This is a genomic window from Arthrobacter sp. B3I4 (assembly GCF_030816855.1).
Lineage (GTDB): Bacteria > Actinomycetota > Actinomycetes > Actinomycetales > Micrococcaceae > Arthrobacter.
The window spans coordinates 1547189-1566755 of record NZ_JAUSYK010000001.1 but is presented as its reverse complement, the minus strand read 5'-3'; the positions used below and the strand labels follow the sequence as shown (position 1 = coordinate 1566755).

Here is a 19567-nt window from a genome sequence, read left to right as displayed (position 1 = left end):
CCTTCAGCAACAGTCGATACCAAGATAAGGGCATGACAGTGCAGGATTCTCCCGCAGTCCAGGACCTCGCGACCCGGCTGCCGTCCGGCTTTTTGCTGGGGGTCGCCTCCGCCGCCTTCCAGATTGAGGGCGCGCTGGCCGCCGGCGGCCGCGGGCCCTCCGGCTGGGACGCCTTCGTCGAAAAGCCCGGGAGTATCCAGGATGGCCACTCCCCCGCGGTAGCGTGCGACCACTACAACCGCTCCGACGACGACGTCCGGCTGATGCGCGAGCTGGGCATCGACTCCTACCGCTTCTCGCTTTCCTGGCCGCGGATCCAGCCGGACGGGACCGGAGCTTTCAACGCCGAAGGCCTGGATTTCTACGACCGGCTGATCGACCGGCTGCTTGAGGCCGGCATCTCCCCCATGGCAACCCTCTACCACTGGGACACTCCGCTGCCGCTCGAGCACCGGGGCGGGTGGATGAACCGGACGACCGCGGAGCGCTTCGCCGAGTACAGCGCGGCGGCCGGCGCGCGCTTCGGCGACAGGGTCACCCACTGGGTAACCCTGAATGAGCCGGCCTCCGTCACCCTCAACGGCTACGCCCTCGGCGTGCACGCGCCTGGCCGGGACCTGCTCTTCGACGCCCTGCCCTCGGTGCACCACCAGCTCCTGGCCCACGGCCTGGCGGTGCAGGCACTGCGCGCGGCGGGCGTCGCCGGAGCTGTCGGCGTGACCAACCTGCACTCCCCCGTCCATCCGGCAACAGGCTCGGTGCTAGACAGGTTCCTGGCAAAAGCTTTCGACATGGGGCTGAACCGCATTTACGCCGATCCGGTCCTGCTCGGCAGCTACCCGAAACCCCCGCTGGCAGCGCGCCCCTGGTTCCGGTTCCTGGACAAGGTCTCCGACGCTGACCTGCGCGACATCCACCAGCCGCTGGACTTCTACGGCCTGAACTACTACTACCCCGTCAAGGTCGCCACCGGCCGGGCCCCGGCCGACAGCCCGGTCGGTACGGCGCCCGCAATGGCGCGCCTGCCGTTCCATTTTGCGGCGTTCCCGGAATACGAAACCACCGGCTTCGGCTGGCCGGTGGCGCCGGACCATCTCGGTCCGCTGCTGCGCGAGATGAAGGACCGGTACGGTGCCGCCCTGCCGCCGCTCTTCATCACCGAAAGCGGGGCCAGCTTCCCCGAGCCGGACCATGTGGAGGGCCCCATCGCCGACGCCGGCCGGATCAATTACCTGGCAGCTCATCTCGGCCACGCCCTGGCGGCAACCGCACCCGGGGGCATCGCCGAGGACGTCGAACTGCTGGGCTATTACGTCTGGACCCTGATGGACAACTTCGAATGGGCGGCCGGCTACTCCCAGCGGTTCGGCTTGGTCCACGTGGACTTTGAGAATCAGGAGCGGACTCCCAAGGAATCCTTCTACTGGTACCAGGCCCTCAGCGCCGCAAGGCGGCGTCGGGCCGGGAGCTGAAGCGCCGACCGCTGGCCGGCGGCCGCCGGCCGCCGGCGAAGTGGTCACCGCCGGGGCCTGAGCGCCTCTACTGGTTCTTGTTGGCCCGGTTGATCCGCTTTGTCCGCTCGATTTCGTGCCGGAAATACTTCTTGGCCCACAGGCCTCCTGCGATGACAGCGACGACCACCACCAGGAAAATAATCCACTCCATCTCGGTTTCCTTTCATTCCCTGCAACCGTAGCAGGGTTAAAAAGAACAGCCCCGCTGCGATGCAGCGGGGCTGTTCTTTCCTTGCAGCAGCCGCAGTACGGCCGGCCGCTAAGGAATGAAGCTAGGTCAGCAAGTAATTACTTGATGATCTTGGTGACACGTCCCGAACCAACAGTGCGGCCGCCTTCGCGGATAGCGAAGCCGAGGCCCTCTTCCATTGCGATCGGCTGGATGAGCGCAACGGTCATCTCAGTGTTGTCGCCGGGCATAACCATTTCCGTGCCTTCCGGCAGGGTGATAACGCCGGTTACGTCCGTGGTGCGGAAGTAGAACTGCGGGCGGTAGTTGGAGTAGAACGGGTTGTGACGTCCGCCTTCGTCCTTGGAGAGGATGTAGACGTTTGCCTCGAAGTCGGTGTGCGGGGTGATGGAACCCGGCTTGACGACAACCTGGCCACGCTCGACATCGTCGCGCTTCAGACCGCGGAGCAGCAGGCCACAGTTCTCGCCGGCCCATGCTTCGTCGAGCTGCTTGTGGAACATCTCGATACCGGTAACGGTGGTCTTCTGAACGGGGCGGATGCCGACGATCTCGACCTCAGAGTTGATCGCGAGGGTTCCACGCTCGGCGCGGCCCGTAACAACGGTGCCACGGCCGGTGATCGTGAAGACGTCTTCGATCGGCATCAGGAACGGCTTGTCGCGGTCACGAACCGGGTCCGGAACGGACTCGTCGACGGCAGCCATCAGGTCCTCAACGGACTTGACCCACTCCGGGTCGCCTTCCAGAGCCTTCAGGCCCGAAACGCGGACAACCGGTGCTTCGTCGCCATCGAAGCCCTGCGAGCTCAGGAGCTCACGAACTTCCATTTCGACGAGGTCGAGGAGTTCCTCGTCATCGACCATGTCAGCCTTGTTCAGCGCGACCAGCAGGTAGGGAACGCCAACCTGGCGGGCGAGCAGAACGTGCTCACGGGTCTGAGCCATCGGGCCGTCAGTAGCGGCAACCACGAGGATCGCGCCGTCCATCTGAGCAGCACCGGTGATCATGTTCTTGATGTAGTCAGCGTGACCGGGGGCGTCTACGTGTGCGTAGTGGCGCTTCTCGGTCTGGTACTCAACGTGGGAGATGTTGATGGTAATGCCGCGCTGACGCTCTTCGGGAGCAGAGTCAATCGACGCGAAGTCACGCTTCTCGTTGAGAGTCGGGTACTTGTCGTACAGCACCTTGGAAATGGCGGCCGTCAGCGTCGTCTTACCGTGGTCAACGTGACCAATGGTACCGATGTTAACGTGCGGCTTAGTCCGCTCGAACTTTGCCTTTGCCACAGGTTCCTCCTAGAACGTTTTCAAATGACTTACCCTTCGGCCGCGCTTGTCGCGGCAGAAACTCCAGTAAGTCTACTTGGGGGGCTTTGGATTGGTGAAATTGCAGATTCTGGGACTAATACTAGTCCCTCGAGCCTGTTCGTGTTGGCGGCCGGCAACCGGCTTGACCAGTTGCAGCCGGCCGGGAACCGGCCGCCAACACCAGGTGAATTCCCTGTGGAGGGAACGCACCCGAGTTCTTCTTCGCTGCTGCGGGAGTCCCGAAGGACTACTCGCCGCGGCTCTTCTGGATGATCTCGTCGGCGACTGCCTTCGGGACCTCCGCGTAGCTGTTGAACGTCATGGAGTACACAGCGCGGCCCTGGGTCTTCGAACGCAGGTCACCGATGTAGCCGAACATTCCGGACAGCGGGACGTGCGCGCGGATAACCTTGACACCCTGGGCATCTTCCATGGACTGCATCTGGCCACGACGGGAATTGAGGTCACCGATAACGTCACCCATGTATTCCTCAGGGGTGCGGACCTCGACATCCATCAGCGGTTCGAGCAGGACAGGGTTCGCCTTGCGTGCGGCTTCCTTGAAAGCCATACGGCCGGCGATCTTGAACGCCATTTCCGAGGAGTCAACATCGTGGTACGCGCCGTCAATCAGCGTGGCCTTGATGCCGACAACCGGGTAACCGGCCAGGACGCCGTCGTTCAGCGCATCCTGGATACCAGCGTCAACCGAAGGAATGTATTCGCGCGGAACACGGCCACCGGTGACCTTGTTCTCGAACTCGTACATCTCGCCCTCGGACGTGTCCAGCGGCTCGATCGCGATCTGGATCTTTGCGAACTGGCCCGAACCACCGGTCTGCTTCTTGTGCGTGTAGTCGTGACGCTCCACAGCACGCTTGATGGTTTCGCGGTAGGCGACCTGGGGCTTGCCCACGTTTGCCTCGACCTTGAATTCGCGGCGCATGCGGTCCACCAGGATGTCCAGGTGGAGCTCGCCCATGCCGGCGATGATGGTCTGGCCGGTGTCTTCGTTGAGGGAAACCTGGAAGGTCGGGTCCTCAGCGGAGAGCTTCTGGATGGCCGTGGAGAGCTTCTCCTGGTCACCCTTGGTGTTCGGTTCGATCGCGACCGAGATCACGGGCTCCGGGAAGCTCATGGACTCGAGGACGATCTGGTTGGACGAATCGCACAGGGTGTCGCCCGTGGTGGTGTCCTTCAGACCGATCGCTGCGTAGATGTGGCCGGCGGTAGCGCCGTCAACCGGCATTTCCTTGTTGGCGTGCATCTGGAACAGCTTGCCGATGCGCTCCTTCTTGCCCTTGGTGGAGTTGACCACCTGCGCGCCTGCTTCCACGTGACCGGAGTACACGCGGATGAAGGTGAGCTGGCCGAAGAAGGGGTGCGCGGCGATCTTGAACGCCAGTGCGGAGAACGGCTCGTCAGCGGAAGGCTTACGGGTCAGTTCCTTCTCTTCGTCGCGAGGATCGTGGCCGATCATCGGGGGGACGTCGAGCGGGTTCGGCAGGTAATCCACGACGGCGTCGAGCATCGGCTGCACGCCGCGGTTCTTGAAGGCGGAGCCGCAGAACACCGGGTAGAGCTCGGAGTTGATCGTCATCTTGCGGATGCCGGCCTTGAGCTCGTCGATGGAGATCTCTTCGCCCTCAAGGTACTTGTCCATGAGTTCCTCGGAGGACTCGGCGACAGCCTCAACGAGGTTGGCGCGGTACTCTTCAGCCTTTTCCTGCAGGTCAGCAGGGATCTCCTGGATCTCGTACTTGGCGCCCATGGTGACGTCACCCTTGGAGTCGCCGGGCCAGACCAGTGCGCGCATGTAGAGCAGGTCGACCACGCCGATGAAGTCGTTCTCGGCGCCGATCGGCAGCTGCATGACGAGCGGCTTGGCACCGAGGCGGCTGATGATGGTGTCGACGGTGAAGTAGAAGTCAGCGCCGAGCTTGTCCATCTTGTTGACGAAGCAGATGCGCGGAACGTTGTACTTGTCAGCCTGGCGCCAGACAGTCTCGGACTGCGGCTCCACGCCTTCCTTGCCGTCGAACACGGCGACAGCACCGTCGAGGACGCGCAGCGAGCGCTCAACCTCGACCGTGAAGTCCACGTGGCCCGGGGTGTCAATGATGTTGATCTGGTTGTTTTCCCAGAAGCAGGTCACGGCGGCAGACGTGATGGTGATGCCGCGTTCCTTTTCCTGTTCCATCCAGTCGGTGGTCGACGCGCCGTCGTGCGTTTCGCCGATCTTGTGGTTCACACCCGTGTAGAAGAGGATGCGCTCGGTAGTAGTGGTCTTGCCGGCATCAATGTGGGCCATGATGCCGATGTTGCGGACCTTGCTAAGGTCGGTAAGCACGTCCTGTGCCACGGTGTCTCCCTTTCGGATGGACTGCACGTTCGCCGCCAGCTCGGTTGAGCCGGCGGCGTCCGGGAAGTTTTACCAGCGGTAGTGTGCGAAGGCCTTGTTGGACTCGGCCATCTTGTGGGTGTCTTCGCGACGCTTCACAGCGGCGCCGAGACCGTTGGAGGCATCCAGGATCTCGTTGCGGAGGCGTTCGGTCATGGTCTTCTCACGGCGGGCCTTGGAGTAGCCGACGAGCCAGCGCAGGGCGAGTGCCGTCGCGCGGCCCGGCTTGACCTCGACCGGAACCTGGTAGGTGGCGCCGCCGACGCGGCGGGACTTCACCTCGAGGCTCGGCTTGATGTTGTCCATGGCCTTCTTCAGGGCTGCAACGGGATCGCCGCCGGACTTTTCCTGAGCACCGGCGAGGGCGCCGTAAACGATGCGCTCTGCGGTGGACTTCTTGCCGTCGACGAGTACCTTGTTGATCAGCTGGGTAACCAGCGGGGAACCGTAAACGGGATCAATGACTAGCGGCCGCTTGGGGGCCGGACCCTTGCGAGGCATATTACTTCTTCTCCATCTTTGCGCCGTAGCGGCTGCGGGCCTGCTTACGGTTCTTCACACCCTGGGTATCGAGGGCGCCACGGACGATCTTGTAACGGACACCCGGAAGGTCCTTAACGCGACCGCCGCGGACGAGCACAATGGAGTGCTCCTGCAGGTTGTGGCCGACGCCGGGGATGTACGCGGTAACTTCAATGCCACCGTTGAGGCGGACACGCGCAACCTTACGCAGAGCCGAGTTCGGCTTCTTCGGGGTCGTCGTGTACACGCGGGTGCAAACACCGCGGCGCATCGGGCTGCCGTTAAGCGCGGGGGCCTTGGTCTTCTTGACCTTCGGCGTGCGGCCCTTGCGGACCAGCTGGTTAATCGTAGGCACTCTCGTGTTCTCCGTTTTATCCGGAACGGCCGTTGGCGGCCGCTCTCTTGTCGCTGCGCCCCGCCGCTCGAGCTTTGAAGTTCTCTCCAGAGCAGCTGAGGCGAAGCCTTAATAGTCGGACCGCACGCCGGGGCCCGGACTTCCGTCACGAACTTCCTCTAGGCATGCGAAAATGTGGCATACGTTGCACAAGAACCCTGCAAACCGGAAACGTCGTCCTGGTCCAGCTTCACAGCCCTAGGCTGTCTACCGAACCGGCGCTCTCATCCACTGCCACAATAACAATTAGTCTCAAGTCTAACACGCGGAGGCTCCAGCCCTTAATCGGCGCCGTCCAACGGGTTAAAAGGGGATGGTCCCGCACCTTCCGGTGCGGGACCATCCCTTTGTGCGGCGCCGTTGTTAGCGGAAGTCGCTGCCCAGGTCGTAGTCATCCAGCGGGATGGCGTGGAACTCAGGAGCCCCGTCGCCGCCCAGGGAGTCGTAGGAGAAGTCGCTGAACGCGCTCGGGCCGGTGAACAGGTTGGCCTTTGCTTCTTCAGTCGGTTCCACCGTGACCTCGGTGTAGCGCGGGAGACCCGTGCCGGCCGGGATGAGCTTACCGATGATGACGTTTTCCTTGAGGCCGAGCAGCGGATCGCTCTTGCCTTCCATGGCCGCCTGCGTCAGGACGCGGGTGGTCTCCTGGAAGGAAGCTGCGGACAGCCAGGACTCGGTCGCCAGGGACGCCTTGGTGATACCCATGAGCTCGGGACGGCCGGAGGCCGGCGTCTTGCCCTCGGACACTACGCGGCGGTTCGCGTCTTCGAAGCGGCTGCGCTCGGCGAGCTCGCCGGGCAGCAGATCCGATTCACCGGACTCGATGACCGTGACGCGGCGCAGCATCTGGCGGACGATAACCTCGACGTGCTTGTCGTGGATACCGATGCCCTGGCTGCGGTACACGCCCTGGACTTCGTCCACCAGGAACTTCTGCGCGGCACGGGGGCCCATGATGCGCAGCACCTGCTTGGGGTCGACCGGACCGTTGATGAGCTTCTGGCCGACGCTGACGTGGTCGCCGTCTTCGATCAGAAGACGGGACCGGCGCAGCACCGGGTAGGCGATCTCTTCGGTACCGTCATCCGGGGTGATGACCAGGCGCATCTGCCGCTCGGACTCTTCGATGGTGATGCGGCCGGCTGCTTCCGCAATCGGCGCGACACCCTTCGGAGTGCGGGCTTCGAAGAGCTCCTGGATACGGGGCAGACCCTGGGTGATGTCGTCGCCGCCGCCGGCGGAAACAGCACCACCGGTGTGGAACGTACGCATGGTCAGCTGGGTACCCGGCTCACCGATGGACTGTGCGGCGATGATGCCTACGGCTTCGCCGATGTCCACGGTCTTGCCGGTGGCCAGCGAGCGGCCGTAGCACAGGGCGCAGGTTCCGACGCTGGACTCACAGGTGAGCACGGAGCGGACCTTGACCTCGGTGATGCCGGCCGCGAAGAGGTCGGCAATGACGACGTCGCCGCAGTCAGTGCCGGCAGCAGCCAGCACCGTGCCCTTGGCGTCGACGACGTCGACAGCCAGGGTGCGGGCGTAGGCGCTGTTCTCGACGTTCTCGTCCAGGACCAGCTCGCCGTTGGCGTCAGCCACGGCGATCGGGGTGACGAGGCCGCGTTCGGTGCCGCAGTCCTCTTCACGGACGATGACGTCCTGCGAAACGTCCACCAGACGGCGGGTCAGGTAACCCGAGTTGGCGGTACGCAGGGCGGTGTCGGCCAGACCCTTACGGGCACCGTGGGTGGCGATGAAGTATTCCAGCACCGACAGGCCCTCGCGGTAGGAGGACTTGATCGGACGCGGGATGATCTCACCCTTAGGGTTGGCCACCAGGCCGCGGATACCCGCGATCTGGCGGACCTGCATCCAGTTACCACGGGCACCGGAGGACACCATGCGGTTGATGGTGTTCATCGGCGAGAGGCTGTCACGCATCGCCTGGGCGATTTCGTTGGTGGCCTTGTTCCAGATCTCGATCAGTTCCTGGCGACGCTCGTCGTCGTCGATCAGGCCCTTGTCGTACTGGCCCTGGATCTTCGCTGCCATGGTCTCGTAGCCGGCGAGGAGTTCCGGCTTGGAGGCCGGGACCTCGATGTCGGAGATGGCGACCGTGACGCCCGAGCGGGTTGCCCAGTAGAAGCCGGCATCCTTCAGGTTGTCCAGCGTTGCCGCCGTGACGACCTTCGGGTAGCGCTCGGCAAGGTCGTTGACGATGCGGGACAGTTCGCCCTTGTCGGCAACAGCCTCAACCCACGGGTAGTCGGCCGGCAGCGTCTGGTTGAAGATGACCTGGCCCAGGGAGGTTTCGACCAGTGCGGTCTGACCCTGTTCCCAGCCCTCGGGAGCTTCCCAGCCGGCGTAGGGCACGAAGCCCTCGAGCCGGATCTTGACCTTGGAGTTCAGGTGCAGCTCGTGCAGGTCGAACGCCATGATGGCTTCCGAAACGGAGGAGAAGATCCGGCCTTCGCCAGCTGAACCGACACGCTTGGTGGTCAGGTGGTAAAGACCGATGATCATATCCTGCGAAGGCAGCGTCACCGGGCGGCCGTCGGACGGCTTCAGGATGTTGTTCGAGGACAGCATCAGGATCCGGGCTTCGGCCTGCGCTTCGGGGCTCAGCGGCAGGTGCACTGCCATCTGGTCGCCGTCGAAGTCAGCGTTGAAGGCGCCGCAAACCAGCGGGTGGAGCTGGATGGCCTTGCCTTCGACGAGCTGCGGCTCGAACGCCTGGATGCCGAGGCGGTGCAGGGTGGGTGCACGGTTCAGCAGCACCGGGTGTTCGGTGATGATCTCTTCCAGCACGTCCCAGACCTGCGGACGGTAGCGCTCGACCATCCGCTTGGCCGACTTGATGTTCTGGGCGTGGTTGAGGTCAACCAGGCGCTTCATCACGAACGGCTTGAAGAGCTCCAGGGCCATCTGCTTGGGCAGGCCGCACTGGTGCAGCTTCAGCTGCGGGCCGACGACGATGACCGAACGGCCGGAGTAGTCGACGCGCTTGCCGAGGAGGTTCTGGCGGAAACGGCCCTGCTTGCCCTTGAGCATGTCGCTCAGGGACTTCAGCGGACGGTTGCCCGGTCCGGTGACCGGACGGCCGCGGCGGCCGTTGTCGAAGAGGCTGTCAACAGCTTCCTGAAGCATGCGCTTCTCGTTGTTGACAATGATCTCCGGGGCACCGAGGTCAAGCAAGCGCTTGAGGCGGTTGTTGCGGTTGATCACGCGGCGGTACAGGTCGTTGAGGTCCGAGGTCGCGAAGCGGCCGCCGTCCAGCTGGACCATCGGGCGCAGTTCCGGCGGGATCACCGGGACGGCGTCCAGCACCATGCCGAGCGGGCTGTTGTTGGTGGTCAGGAACGCGTTGACCACCTTGAGCCGCTTCAGGGCGCGGGTCTTGCGCTGGCCCTTGCCGTTGGCGATGATGTCGCGCAGCAGATCCGACTCGGCCTGCATGTCAAAGCCTTCAAGACGCTTCTTGATGGCCTCGGCACCCATGGAGCCTTCGAAGTACATGCCGTAGCGGTCACGCAGTTCGCGGTACAGGCCCTCGTCGCCTTCAAGGTCAGCGACCTTGAGGTTCTTGAAGCGGTCCCAGACCTGCTCAAGACGCTCGATCTCAGCGTCCGCGCGCTTGCGGACGTTGGCCATCTGGCGGTCGGCTGAGTCGCGGGCCTTCTTCTTGTCGGCAGCCTTGGCACCTTCACCTTCGAGGCGCGCGATCTCGTTTTCGAGGTCACGGGCGATCGTGGCGATGTCGGAGTCGCGGTTGTCGATCAGCTGCTTCTTCTCGATGTCGTGCTCAACCTGCAGGTTGGGCAGTTCCTCGTGGCGGGCATCAGCGTCAACGCTGGTGATCATGTAGGCGGCGAAGTAGATGACCTTCTCAAGGTCCTTCGGCGCCAGGTCAAGGAGGTAGCCCAGGCGGGACGGAACACCCTTGAAGTACCAGATGTGCGTGACCGGGGCGGCCAGCTCGATGTGGCCCATGCGCTCACGGCGCACCTTGGCACGGGTGACCTCAACGCCACACCGCTCGCAGATGATGCCCTTGAAGCGCACGCGCTTGTACTTGCCGCAGTAGCATTCCCAGTCGCGGGACGGGCCGAAGATCTTCTCGCAGAAGAGGCCGTCCTTCTCGGGCTTGAGCGTGCGGTAGTTGATGGTTTCCGGCTTCTTAACCTCGCCGTAAGACCAGCCACGGATGTCTTCCGCGGTGGCGAGGCCGATCTGCATGAGGCCGAAGGAGGATTCGCTGGACATATGGTCCCTGTTCTCTCTTGTTCTCTAAATTCTGAAGTCTTGGGTTACGGGAAGAGGGAGGTCGTCCACGACGGCGGGCGCGGGCCCGCCGTCGTGGACTCCCTGCTAAACCTCTTCTACGGAACTGGGCTCTGCACGAGACAGATCGATGCCCAGTTCTTCCGCAGCCGTGAAGACTGCGTCATCAGAGTCACGCATTTCAATTGTGGTTCCGTCCGTGGAAAGCACTTCCACGTTCAGGCACAGCGACTGCATTTCCTTGATCAAGACCTTGAAGGACTCAGGGACACCCGGCTCCGGGATGTTCTCGCCCTTGACGATGGCTTCGTAGACCTTCACACGACCGTGGATATCATCCGACTTGATCGTGAGGAGCTCCTGGAGCGTGTAGGCGGCGCCGTAAGCTTCGAGCGCCCACACTTCCATCTCACCGAAGCGCTGGCCACCGAACTGTGCCTTACCACCCAGCGGCTGCTGCGTGATCATGGAGTACGGGCCGGTGGAGCGCGCGTGGATCTTGTCGTCCACCAGGTGGTGGAGCTTCAGGATGTACATGTAGCCGACCGAGATCGGATCCGGGAACGGCTCGCCGGAGCGGCCGTCAAACAGGCGGGTCTTGCCCGAGGAGTTGATCAGGCGGTCGCCGTCGCGGGTGACGTTGGTGGAGTCCAGCAGGCCGGTGATTTCCTCTTCACGGGCACCGTCGAAGACCGGCGTTGCAACAGTGGTGGAACCACTCTCGCGCGGCAGGTTCGGCAGCTGCTTGACCCACTCGGGCTCGCCTTCGATCTTCCAGCCGGTCTTGGCAACCCAGCCGAGGTGCGTTTCGAGCACCTGGCCGACGTTCATACGGCCCGGAACACCCAGCGGGTTCAGGACGATATCAACGGGGGTGCCGTCGGCAAGGAAGGGCATGTCCTCGATCGGCAGGATCTTGGAGATAACACCCTTGTTGCCGTGGCGGCCGGCGAGCTTGTCGCCGTCGGTGATCTTGCGCTTGGCGGCCACGTAGACGCGCACCAGCTGGTTCACACCCGGGGGCAGCTCGTCGTCGTTGTCGCGGTCGAAGACGCGGACGCCGATGACGGTGCCGGACTCGCCGTGCGGAACCTTCAGGGAGGTGTCACGCACTTCGCGGGACTTCTCACCGAAGATGGCGCGCAGCAGACGCTCTTCCGGAGTCAGTTCGGTCTCGCCCTTGGGGGTGACCTTGCCAACCAGGATGTCGCCGGCTTCGACCTCGGCACCGATGTGGATGATGCCGCGCTCGTCCAGGCCCGCAAGGACTTCCTCGGACACGTTCGGGATGTCACGGGTGATTTCCTCGGCACCAAGCTTGGTGTCGCGGGCGTCGATCTCGTGCTCCTCGATGTGGATCGAGGACAGGACGTCCTCGGCCACGATCCGCTGCGACAGGATGATGGCATCCTCGAAGTTGTGGCCTTCCCATGACATGAATGCCACGAGCAGGTTCTTACCGAGGGCGAGTTCGCCCTGGTCCGTTGCCGGGCCGTCGGCAATGATGCCGCCAACTTCCAGGCGCTGGCCTTCGTTCACCAGGACGCGGTGGTTGTAGCAGTTGCCCTGGTTGGACCGGGCAAACTTGTTGATCTTGTAGTTGGTTTCGGTGCCGTCGTCGTTGAGCATGATGACGAGCTCGGCGGAAACCTCGCTGACCACACCGGCCTTCTTCGCGATGACAACGTCACCGGCGTCGACGGCGGCGGCGCGCTCCATGCCGGTGCCGACGAACGGCGCCTCGGAGCGGACCAGCGGCACGGCCTGACGCTGCATGTTGGCACCCATGAGTGCACGGTTGGCATCGTCATGCTCGAGGAACGGGATCAGGGCGGTTGCCACGGACACCATCTGGCGCGGGGAGACGTCCATGAACTCGACGTCGGCGGCCGGAACCAGCACGGGCTCGCCTCCACCGCCGCGGGCACGGACCAGCACGGTCTCTTCGGCGAACTTCTTGTTCTCATCGAGCGGGGCGTTGGCCTGCGCGATCAGAACGTCGATTTCGTCGTCGGCCGTAAGGTACTGGACCTCGTCGGATACGACGCCTTCGGAGACCAGGCGGTACGGGGTCTCGATGAAGCCGAACGGGTTGATCCGGCCGTAGGAGGCCAGCGAACCGATCAGGCCGATGTTCGGGCCTTCAGGGGTTTCGATCGGGCACATACGTCCGTAGTGCGACGGGTGGACGTCACGGACTTCCATGCCGGCACGGTCACGGGACAGACCACCCGGGCCAAGCGCGGACAGGCGGCGCTTGTGGGTCAGACCCGAAAGCGGGTTGTTCTGGTCCATGAACTGCGAGAGCTGGGACGTTCCGAAGAACTCCTTGATCGCGGCCACGACGGGGCGGATGTTGATCAGGGTCTGCGGCGTGATCGCCTCGACGTCCTGGGTCGTCATCCGCTCGCGGACGACGCGCTCCATGCGGGACAGGCCGGTGCGGACCTGGTTCTCGATGAGCTCGCCAACGGCGCGGATACGGCGGTTGCCGAAGTGGTCGATGTCATCGATTTCGACGCGCAGTTCGTGGTCCTGGCCGTCACGCTTGCCCATGAGGGTCTTCTCACCGGCGTGCAGGGCTACCAGGAACTTGATCATGGCAACGATGTCTTCAACGTGCAGCACGGATGCTTCCTTGTCGCCAAGGGAGCGGTCGATGCCGAGCTTGCGGTTGATCTTGTAGCGGCCGACCTTGGCCAGATCGTAGCGCTTGGAGTTGAAGTACAGGTTGTCCAGCAGGGACTGGGCAGCCTCGACGGTGGGCGGCTCGCCCGGTCGCAGCTTCCGGTAGATGTCCAGCAAAGCGTCTTCGCGGGTTTCGGTCGCGTCCTTCTCCAGCGTGGCGCGCATGGAGTCGTACTGGCCGAACTCTTCGAGGATCTGGCCTTCGGTCCAGCCGAGGGCCTTCAGCAGCACCGTGACGGACTGCTTGCGCTTGCGGTCGAGGCGGACGCCGACCTGGTCGCGCTTGTCGATTTCAAGTTCGAACCAGGCGCCGCGGGACGGGATGATCTTCGCGGTGAAGATGTCCTTGTCGCTCGTCTTGTCCGCGGTGCGCTCGAAGTAGGCGCCCGGGGAACGGACCAGCTGGGACACGACGACACGCTCGGTGCCGTTGACGACGAAGGTGCCCTTCTCGGTCATCAGCGGGAAGTCACCCATGAACACGGTCTGCTGCTTGATTTCGCCCGTGTTGTTGTTCATGAATTCGGCCTTGACGTACAGCGGAGCCGAGTACGTGGCATCCCGGTCCTTGCACTCAGCCATGGTGTACTTCGGATCAGCGAACTCCGGCTCGGAGAAGCTCAGGGACATGGTGCCCTGGAAGTCCTCGATCGGGGAGATCTCTTCGAAGATGTCAGACAGACCCGACGTCGTGGCGACACTGAGGTCGCCTTCTTCGACGGCCTTCGCAACGCGTGCCTGCCAGCGTTCGTTTCCGACCAGCCAGTCAAAGCTGTCGGTTTGCAGGGCAAGCAGATTCGGAACGTCAAGCGGTTCGTGAATCTTTGCGAAGGACAGCCGGCGGGTTGCACCGTCGGTGCTGTCGGCATTGATAGCGGTAGCGTTGTTTACATTAGAGGTGCTCGAGGCGACCAAGAGGGATCCTTCCACAGACCTTCAGGCGTTTTCAGATCTCCCCCGTTATGCAGGCTGCGAAGTGACTCCGCAGTGCTACCAGTCCGGTTCCGCTATATGACCCGGGACCCGCACTGTCCATGCTGGTGCACGTTGTAGACGGCACATTGATGGCGCAGCTGTCAGGCTAAGCCCACCGCTATATGAAGGCTGAAGGTAAACAGGGAAGACGCAAATATCTACGATACGGCAAAGCAACCTACTTGTCTACCCCACTTCGGACGCGATTGCAAGCACCGCCCCCGCCGCCCGGACGGCTGCGGTCGCGGTGCCGGATGGCCGCGTGACACCGCTCACGATAACCTTGGATTACATCATTGGATGAACGGAAGAGATAACCATGAGCAACTCCGCGGACAACAACGATGTTGTCATCCTAGCCGCCGCCCGCACCCCGCAGGGCCGGCTCAACGGGCAGCTGGCCAGCTTCACCGCCGTCGAGCTGGGCACCCATGCGATCCGCGCAGCCCTCGCCGCCAGCGGAGTGAGCCCGGCCCAGGTTGACTCGGTCATCATGGGGCAGGTCCTGCAGGCCGGTGCCGGGCAGAACCCTGCCCGGCAGAGCGCCATCGGCGCCGGAATCGGCTGGAACGTCCCCACCGTCACCATCAACAAGGTCTGCCTCTCGGGCCTCACTGCCGTGATCGACGCCGCCCGGATGATCCGCAGCGGCGACGCGACCGTCGTCGTTGCCGGCGGCCAGGAGTCCATGAGCCGGGCACCGCATCTGCTCCCGGGCTCGCGGCAGGGCTGGACGTACGGTTCGGTGCAGGCACTCGATGTCGCGGCCCACGACGGCCTCACTGACGCTTTCGACGGCCAGTCGATGGGCCTGTCCACGGAAACCAAGAACGTCACCCTGGGCATCGACCGCACCTCTCAGGACGAGGTGGCTGCGGCCTCGCACCAGCGCGCCGCCACCGCAGGGAAGGACGGGGTCTTCGACGGCGAGATCGCCCCGATCAGCGTCAAGCAGCGCAAGGGCGAGCCGATCACGGTGGCAACCGACGAGGGCGTCCGGCCGGACACCAGCGTGTCCTCGCTGGCCGGGCTGCGGGCAGCGTTCGCCACCGACGGCACCATCACCGCCGGCAACTCCTCCCCGCTCTCCGACGGGGCGGCCGCCCTGGTCCTGACCTCGCGGAAGTTCGCCGAGGAACAGGGCCTGGAGTACCTCGCCGTGGTCGGCAAGCCGGGCCAGGTGGCGGGGCCGGACAACTCGCTGCACTCGCAGCCTTCCAACGCAATCAAGAGCGCGCTGGAGAAGGCCGGCTGGACCACCGCGGACCTCGACTTCATTGAGATCAACGAGGCGTTCGGTTCCGTGGCGGTGCAGTCCCTCAAGGATCTGGACTACCCGCTGGAGCAGTGCAACATCCACGGCGGGGCCATCGCCCTGGGCCATCCGATCGGCGCCTCCGGAGCGCGGCTGGCGCTGCACGCAGCGCACGAGCTGAAGCGGCGCGGCACCGGTAAAGCCGCGGTCTCGCTGTGCGGTGGCGGCGGACAGGGCGAGGCCCTGCTCCTCTACCGCGACTGATGAGCATCCCCGGACCCCGACTGACCGGAGAGCAGACGGCGGACGGCGCCGGCCGGGAGCGTTTCCTGGCCGACGCCGCCGCCCGCGGGCTTACGGTGGAACTGGTGCAGCGCCGGGCAGCCTGCAGCCTGGCGGAGGCCGCCGGCATCCTCGGCATTCGGCCCGCCGACATCGTCAAGTCCCTGGTCGTCAAGCACAAGGACGGCAGCTTCCTGTTCGCGCTGGTACCAGGCGACCGCCAGATTTCCTGGCCCAAGCTCCGCCAGCTGGTCGGTGTCAACAAGCTCTCGCTGCCCAGTGCCGAGGTGGCGCTGGCCGCCACGGGCTATGAGCGCGGGACGATCACCCCGCTCGGCAGCACGTCCGCATGGCCGGTCTACGCCGACAGCACCGTCACCGGACGGCGGATCTCAATGGGCGCCGGGGAGCACGGCTACAGCGCTTTCGTCGACGCCGATGCCCTCACCGCGGCCCTCGGCGCCGTCGTCGCCGATATCACCGACCCTGCCTAGCCGTACCGCACAGCCGGGCTAACACCGCTGGCCTCCCTCCGAATTGGCACGTCCGGGTTAAGACCCATCCGCCGCTCCGTAACTGCCGTTATCCGGGCTGAAAACGGCAGTTACGGAGCAGCCGATGGCGGGGGACGGGGTCAGGCGGTGACGGTCAGCGGAGCGCCGTCGACCGTCAGCCGCCAGTTGCTCTGGCTGAAGACGGCCGAGTCCAGGGTGCCGCGGTCCACGACGTAGTCGATGATGCGCTGCCGGATCTCCTGCTGGCTGTTGGAAAGCACCGGCGCCGTCTTGACGGCCGGGAAGTTGCCGCCGCCGCTTTGCCGGTAGTTGTTGATAGCCAGCGCGAATTCCTTGTCCGCCGCCAGCGGCGAGCCGCCGTAGGTGAGGTTTGCGATCCGGTCCCCCACCGGCCGGGCCAGGTCGATCTCATAGTCCAGCGGCGCATCCAGTCCGTAGACGACGTCGTAGTTGTAGTCCGGCGTGCCGTTGGGCGCCAGCGCGGTGGCGGCGTTCGTGACGTCCGCCGCGCGCGCCGTCGTGCCGGAGACCGGCTTGAAGTACTGCGCGGACCATTCGAGGTAGGCCTTGACCTGGGCGCCGGTGACCTTGATGGACAGCAGGGTGTTGTCGAAGATGTACAGCCCGGCCACATCCCTGATGGTCAGCGGCCCGGCCTTGACGTCCACCGAGCGGGAGAAAGCCGCAGCGATGGAGAGCACCGGCAGGCCGGCAGCCGGGCCGTTGGCAAGTTCGGCCTTGATGGTGCTGGCCTGCACGTAGTTGATGGCGTCGATCGCCGCGGAGTCGGACCAGCACGCGTCCGCCGTGCTGAGCGGCGCGGTGGACGTTCCGATCACCTGGTTGACGTACTTGACGGTTGCCTCGTGGCCTGCCTGCACCGCGCTGACGACGGCGGGGTCGGCCTCGACCGTCTTGGCGTCCAGGAGGTGGGAATGCGCGGAAGCGACGCTCCACCGGCCCTGGTCCTTGACCAGGGCCAGGTCGATCACGGCGACGCGCATGCCCCATTTCAGCGGCTCGGTCAGGAGCACCTGCCGGCCGGTGGCCTTATTGGTGACGAAGCGCTCCGGGATCTCCAGGTGGGCGTGCCCGACCAGGATGGCGTCGATCCCCGGAACCTCCTCGGCGAGCTGGGTGGACGCGTTTTCCGCGAAGGGCAGCGCATCGCCGTACGAGGAGCCCGGCGTCGCCCCGGAGTGGCTGGAAACGATGACGACGTCGGCGCCGGCCGCCTTCATCTGCGGGATGACGGTTTTGGCTTCCTCCACGATGCCGTTGAAGTCGAGCTTGCCCTGGACGTTGTCGCGGTCCCAGAGTGCGCAGCCGGGGGTCACGAATCCCACGAGCCCGACGGTCAGCCAGCCGTTCTCGGTTTTGACCCGCTTGAGGATGTACGGGGTGAAGGCGTGCTGGCCGGTGCCGGCGTCGTGCACGTTGGCGCCGAGCAGCGGGAAGTCGAGCTGCTTTTCCCAGGTCCGCAGCATCGGGATGCCGTAGTTGAATTCGTGGTTGCCGAGGGCGACAGCGTCGTAGCCAACAGCGTTCATGGCCAGCGCCATGGGGTGCTTGACGCTGTCGGAGATCGGGTTGATCTTGGCGAAGTAGTAGGCCAGCGGCGTGCCCTGGATGGTGTCGCCGGAGTCGATGGTGAGCGTGTTGGCGGCACCGCGCTCCGCCCGGACGGCCTTGATCAGCGTGGAGGCCTGCGCAATGCCGATCTTGTTGCCCGCATTGTCCGAGTAGGCGGCGTCCTTGAAGTAGTCCCAGTTGAAGACGTTGTTGTGCAGGTCGGTGGTCCCCAGCACGGTCAACGTGAACTGCTTCTTTGCGCTGGCCTGCCCGCCCGGCGCAGCCTGTGCCGCCGGGGCGCCGGAGAATGCGGCGGCAGCGGCGCTTCCGCCGACGAAGGCCGCGGTGAGCATGGCGCGACGGGAGAGCGAAGGGTTCGGATCAGTCATTGAGTGGGCTCCTCAGAATTCGGCGGCCGGTCGGCACAAAGCCAAAGTCTAGGGGCACGGCCGCGTCCTGAAAAGGAGAGCCCACAACCGTTTACGGAAGGTTCATCGGAAGCTGCCCCGCAACCCGGGCCCGGACGCAGGAAAACCCCGCCCACCGGAGTGGACGGGGTTTTCCCGGAGCTGGAAAGCTGAGTGCCTCCCGGGCTGCGAGTGTTACTTGAGGGTAACGGTGGCGCCGGCAGCTTCGAGCTGCTCCTTTGCCTTCTCAGCAGCTTCCTTGGTGGCGCCTTCGAGAACAGCCTTCGGTGCGCTGTCAACCAGGTCCTTGGCTTCCTTGAGGCCGAGGGAGGTGATGGCGCGAACTTCCTTGATCACTGCGATCTTCTTTTCGCCAGCAGATTCGAGGACGACGTCGAAGTCAGTCTTCTCTTCAACCTCTTCAGCTGCGCCGCCGGCGGGGCCAGCAACAGCAACAGCAGCAGCGGTAACTTCGAAGGTCTCTTCGAAGAGCTTGACGAACTCGGAGAGCTCGATGATGGTCAGTTCCTTGAAAGCTTCAATGAGCTCTTCGTTGGTGAGCTTCGCCATGGTTGGCGTCCTTCCTATAGTGGTGCTTGGCGGCCGGGGCCGCGACTTCACACCGGAGTCTGGTTTGAAAGAGAGTTAGTTCTCTTCGGGAGCTGCGGCTTCGGCCGGAGCCTCGGCTTCTGCTGCGGGTGCTTCTGCGGCGGGGGCTTCTTCAGCGGCGGGTGCTTCGGCAGCTGCCGGTGCACCGTTCTCCTCTTCAAGCTTGAGGCGCAGTGCGTCGATGATGCGTGCAGCAGCGGCAGCAGGGGCCTTGAGGACGCCGGCAACCTTGGCGAGCTGCAGCTCGCGGGACTCGAGTGCTGCCAGGGCAGCAACTTCGCTGGCGTTCAGTGCCTTGCCCTCGAAGTAACCGGTCTTGATGACCAGCTGCTTGTTGGCCTTGGCAAAATCCGTCAGGCTCTTGGCAGCGGCAACTGCGTCACCCTTGATGAACGCGATTGCAGTGGGACCGGCAAGCTGGCCGTCGAATGCTTCGACGCCGGCTTCCTTGGCTGCAATGGCGGTAAGGGTGTTCTTGACGACCGAGAACTTGGTTTCCTGGCCGAGAGAAACACGCAGCTGCTTGAGCTGTGCAACGGTGAGCCCGCGGTATTCGGTCAGGACAGCGGCGTTCGATTCCTTGAAATCGTTAGTGATCTCAGCTACTGCTGAAACCTTGCTAGGCGTTGCCATAACCCTCCTTCCGGGGATA

At 64.1% G+C, this 19567-nt stretch carries 13 protein-coding genes; 3 read left to right on the top strand and 10 right to left on the bottom strand.

What is annotated here, in order from left to right:
• Positions 1 to 32: 32 nt before the first annotated feature.
• Positions 33 to 1472: a GH1 family beta-glucosidase gene (locus QFZ61_RS07365; protein ID WP_307034720.1), complete on the top strand. Its 1440-nt coding sequence runs from the start codon at positions 33 to 35 to the stop codon at positions 1470 to 1472.
• 67 nt (positions 1473 to 1539) lie between these two features.
• Here the strand turns inward: QFZ61_RS07365 and QFZ61_RS07360 are convergent, their stop codons facing one another.
• The 7 genes from QFZ61_RS07360 to rpoB all read right to left on the bottom strand — a co-directional run bounded on the left by QFZ61_RS07360 (position 1540) and on the right by rpoB (position 14215).
• Positions 1540 to 1665: a hypothetical protein gene (locus tag QFZ61_RS07360; protein ID WP_307034717.1), complete on the bottom strand. Its 126-nt coding sequence runs from the start codon at positions 1663 to 1665 to the stop codon at positions 1540 to 1542.
• Between the two features lie 137 nt (positions 1666 to 1802).
• Positions 1803 to 2993, bottom strand: coding sequence for an elongation factor Tu (gene tuf / locus QFZ61_RS07355; protein WP_003803827.1), 1191 nt, complete (start codon positions 2991 to 2993; stop codon positions 1803 to 1805).
• A gap of 268 nt (positions 2994 to 3261) precedes the next feature.
• A complete protein-coding gene (gene fusA, locus QFZ61_RS07350) occupies positions 3262 to 5376 on the bottom strand; it encodes an elongation factor G (protein ID WP_307034715.1) in 2115 nt (704 codons plus the stop codon).
• A 69-nt stretch (positions 5377 to 5445) separates the two neighbouring features.
• Entirely contained in the window at positions 5446 to 5916 is a 471-nt protein-coding gene (gene rpsG, locus QFZ61_RS07345; RefSeq protein ID WP_124091059.1) for a 30S ribosomal protein S7, read from the bottom strand.
• Between the two features lies 1 nt (position 5917).
• Complete coding sequence (gene rpsL / locus QFZ61_RS07340) at positions 5918 to 6292, bottom strand: 30S ribosomal protein S12 (RefSeq protein WP_018773658.1); 375 nt, start codon at positions 6290 to 6292, stop codon at positions 5918 to 5920.
• A 402-nt stretch (positions 6293 to 6694) separates the two neighbouring features.
• Entirely contained in the window at positions 6695 to 10594 is a 3900-nt protein-coding gene (locus QFZ61_RS07335) for a DNA-directed RNA polymerase subunit beta' (protein WP_307034713.1), read from the bottom strand.
• A 105-nt stretch (positions 10595 to 10699) separates the two neighbouring features.
• Positions 10700 to 14215 (bottom strand): DNA-directed RNA polymerase subunit beta, encoded by a 3516-nt coding sequence (gene rpoB, locus QFZ61_RS07330; protein WP_307034711.1) that lies wholly within the window; start codon positions 14213 to 14215, stop codon positions 10700 to 10702.
• A 379-nt stretch (positions 14216 to 14594) separates the two neighbouring features.
• Between rpoB and QFZ61_RS07325 the strand changes: the two genes are divergently transcribed.
• Both QFZ61_RS07325 and QFZ61_RS07320 read left to right on the top strand, forming a co-directional pair.
• Positions 14595 to 15794 (top strand): acetyl-CoA C-acetyltransferase, encoded by a 1200-nt coding sequence (locus QFZ61_RS07325; protein WP_307034709.1) that lies wholly within the window; start codon positions 14595 to 14597, stop codon positions 15792 to 15794.
• A complete protein-coding gene (locus tag QFZ61_RS07320; RefSeq protein WP_307034707.1) occupies positions 15794 to 16306 on the top strand; it encodes an aminoacyl-tRNA deacylase in 513 nt (170 codons plus the stop codon). The genes QFZ61_RS07325 and QFZ61_RS07320 overlap by 1 nt, the downstream gene beginning before the upstream one ends.
• Before the next feature lie 140 nt (positions 16307 to 16446).
• Here the strand turns inward: QFZ61_RS07320 and QFZ61_RS07315 are convergent, their stop codons facing one another.
• From QFZ61_RS07315 to rplJ, 3 genes are all read right to left on the bottom strand, one after another.
• A complete protein-coding gene (locus QFZ61_RS07315; RefSeq protein ID WP_307034705.1) occupies positions 16447 to 18288 on the bottom strand; it encodes a bifunctional UDP-sugar hydrolase/5'-nucleotidase in 1842 nt (613 codons plus the stop codon).
• 213 nt (positions 18289 to 18501) lie between these two features.
• On the bottom strand, positions 18502 to 18876 hold the full coding sequence (rplL, locus tag QFZ61_RS07310) for a 50S ribosomal protein L7/L12 (RefSeq protein ID WP_307034703.1): 375 nt from the start codon (positions 18874 to 18876) through the stop codon (positions 18502 to 18504).
• A 75-nt stretch (positions 18877 to 18951) separates the two neighbouring features.
• Positions 18952 to 19548 (bottom strand): 50S ribosomal protein L10, encoded by a 597-nt coding sequence (gene rplJ / locus QFZ61_RS07305; protein WP_307034701.1) that lies wholly within the window; start codon positions 19546 to 19548, stop codon positions 18952 to 18954.
• Positions 19549 to 19567 lie beyond the last annotated feature (19 nt).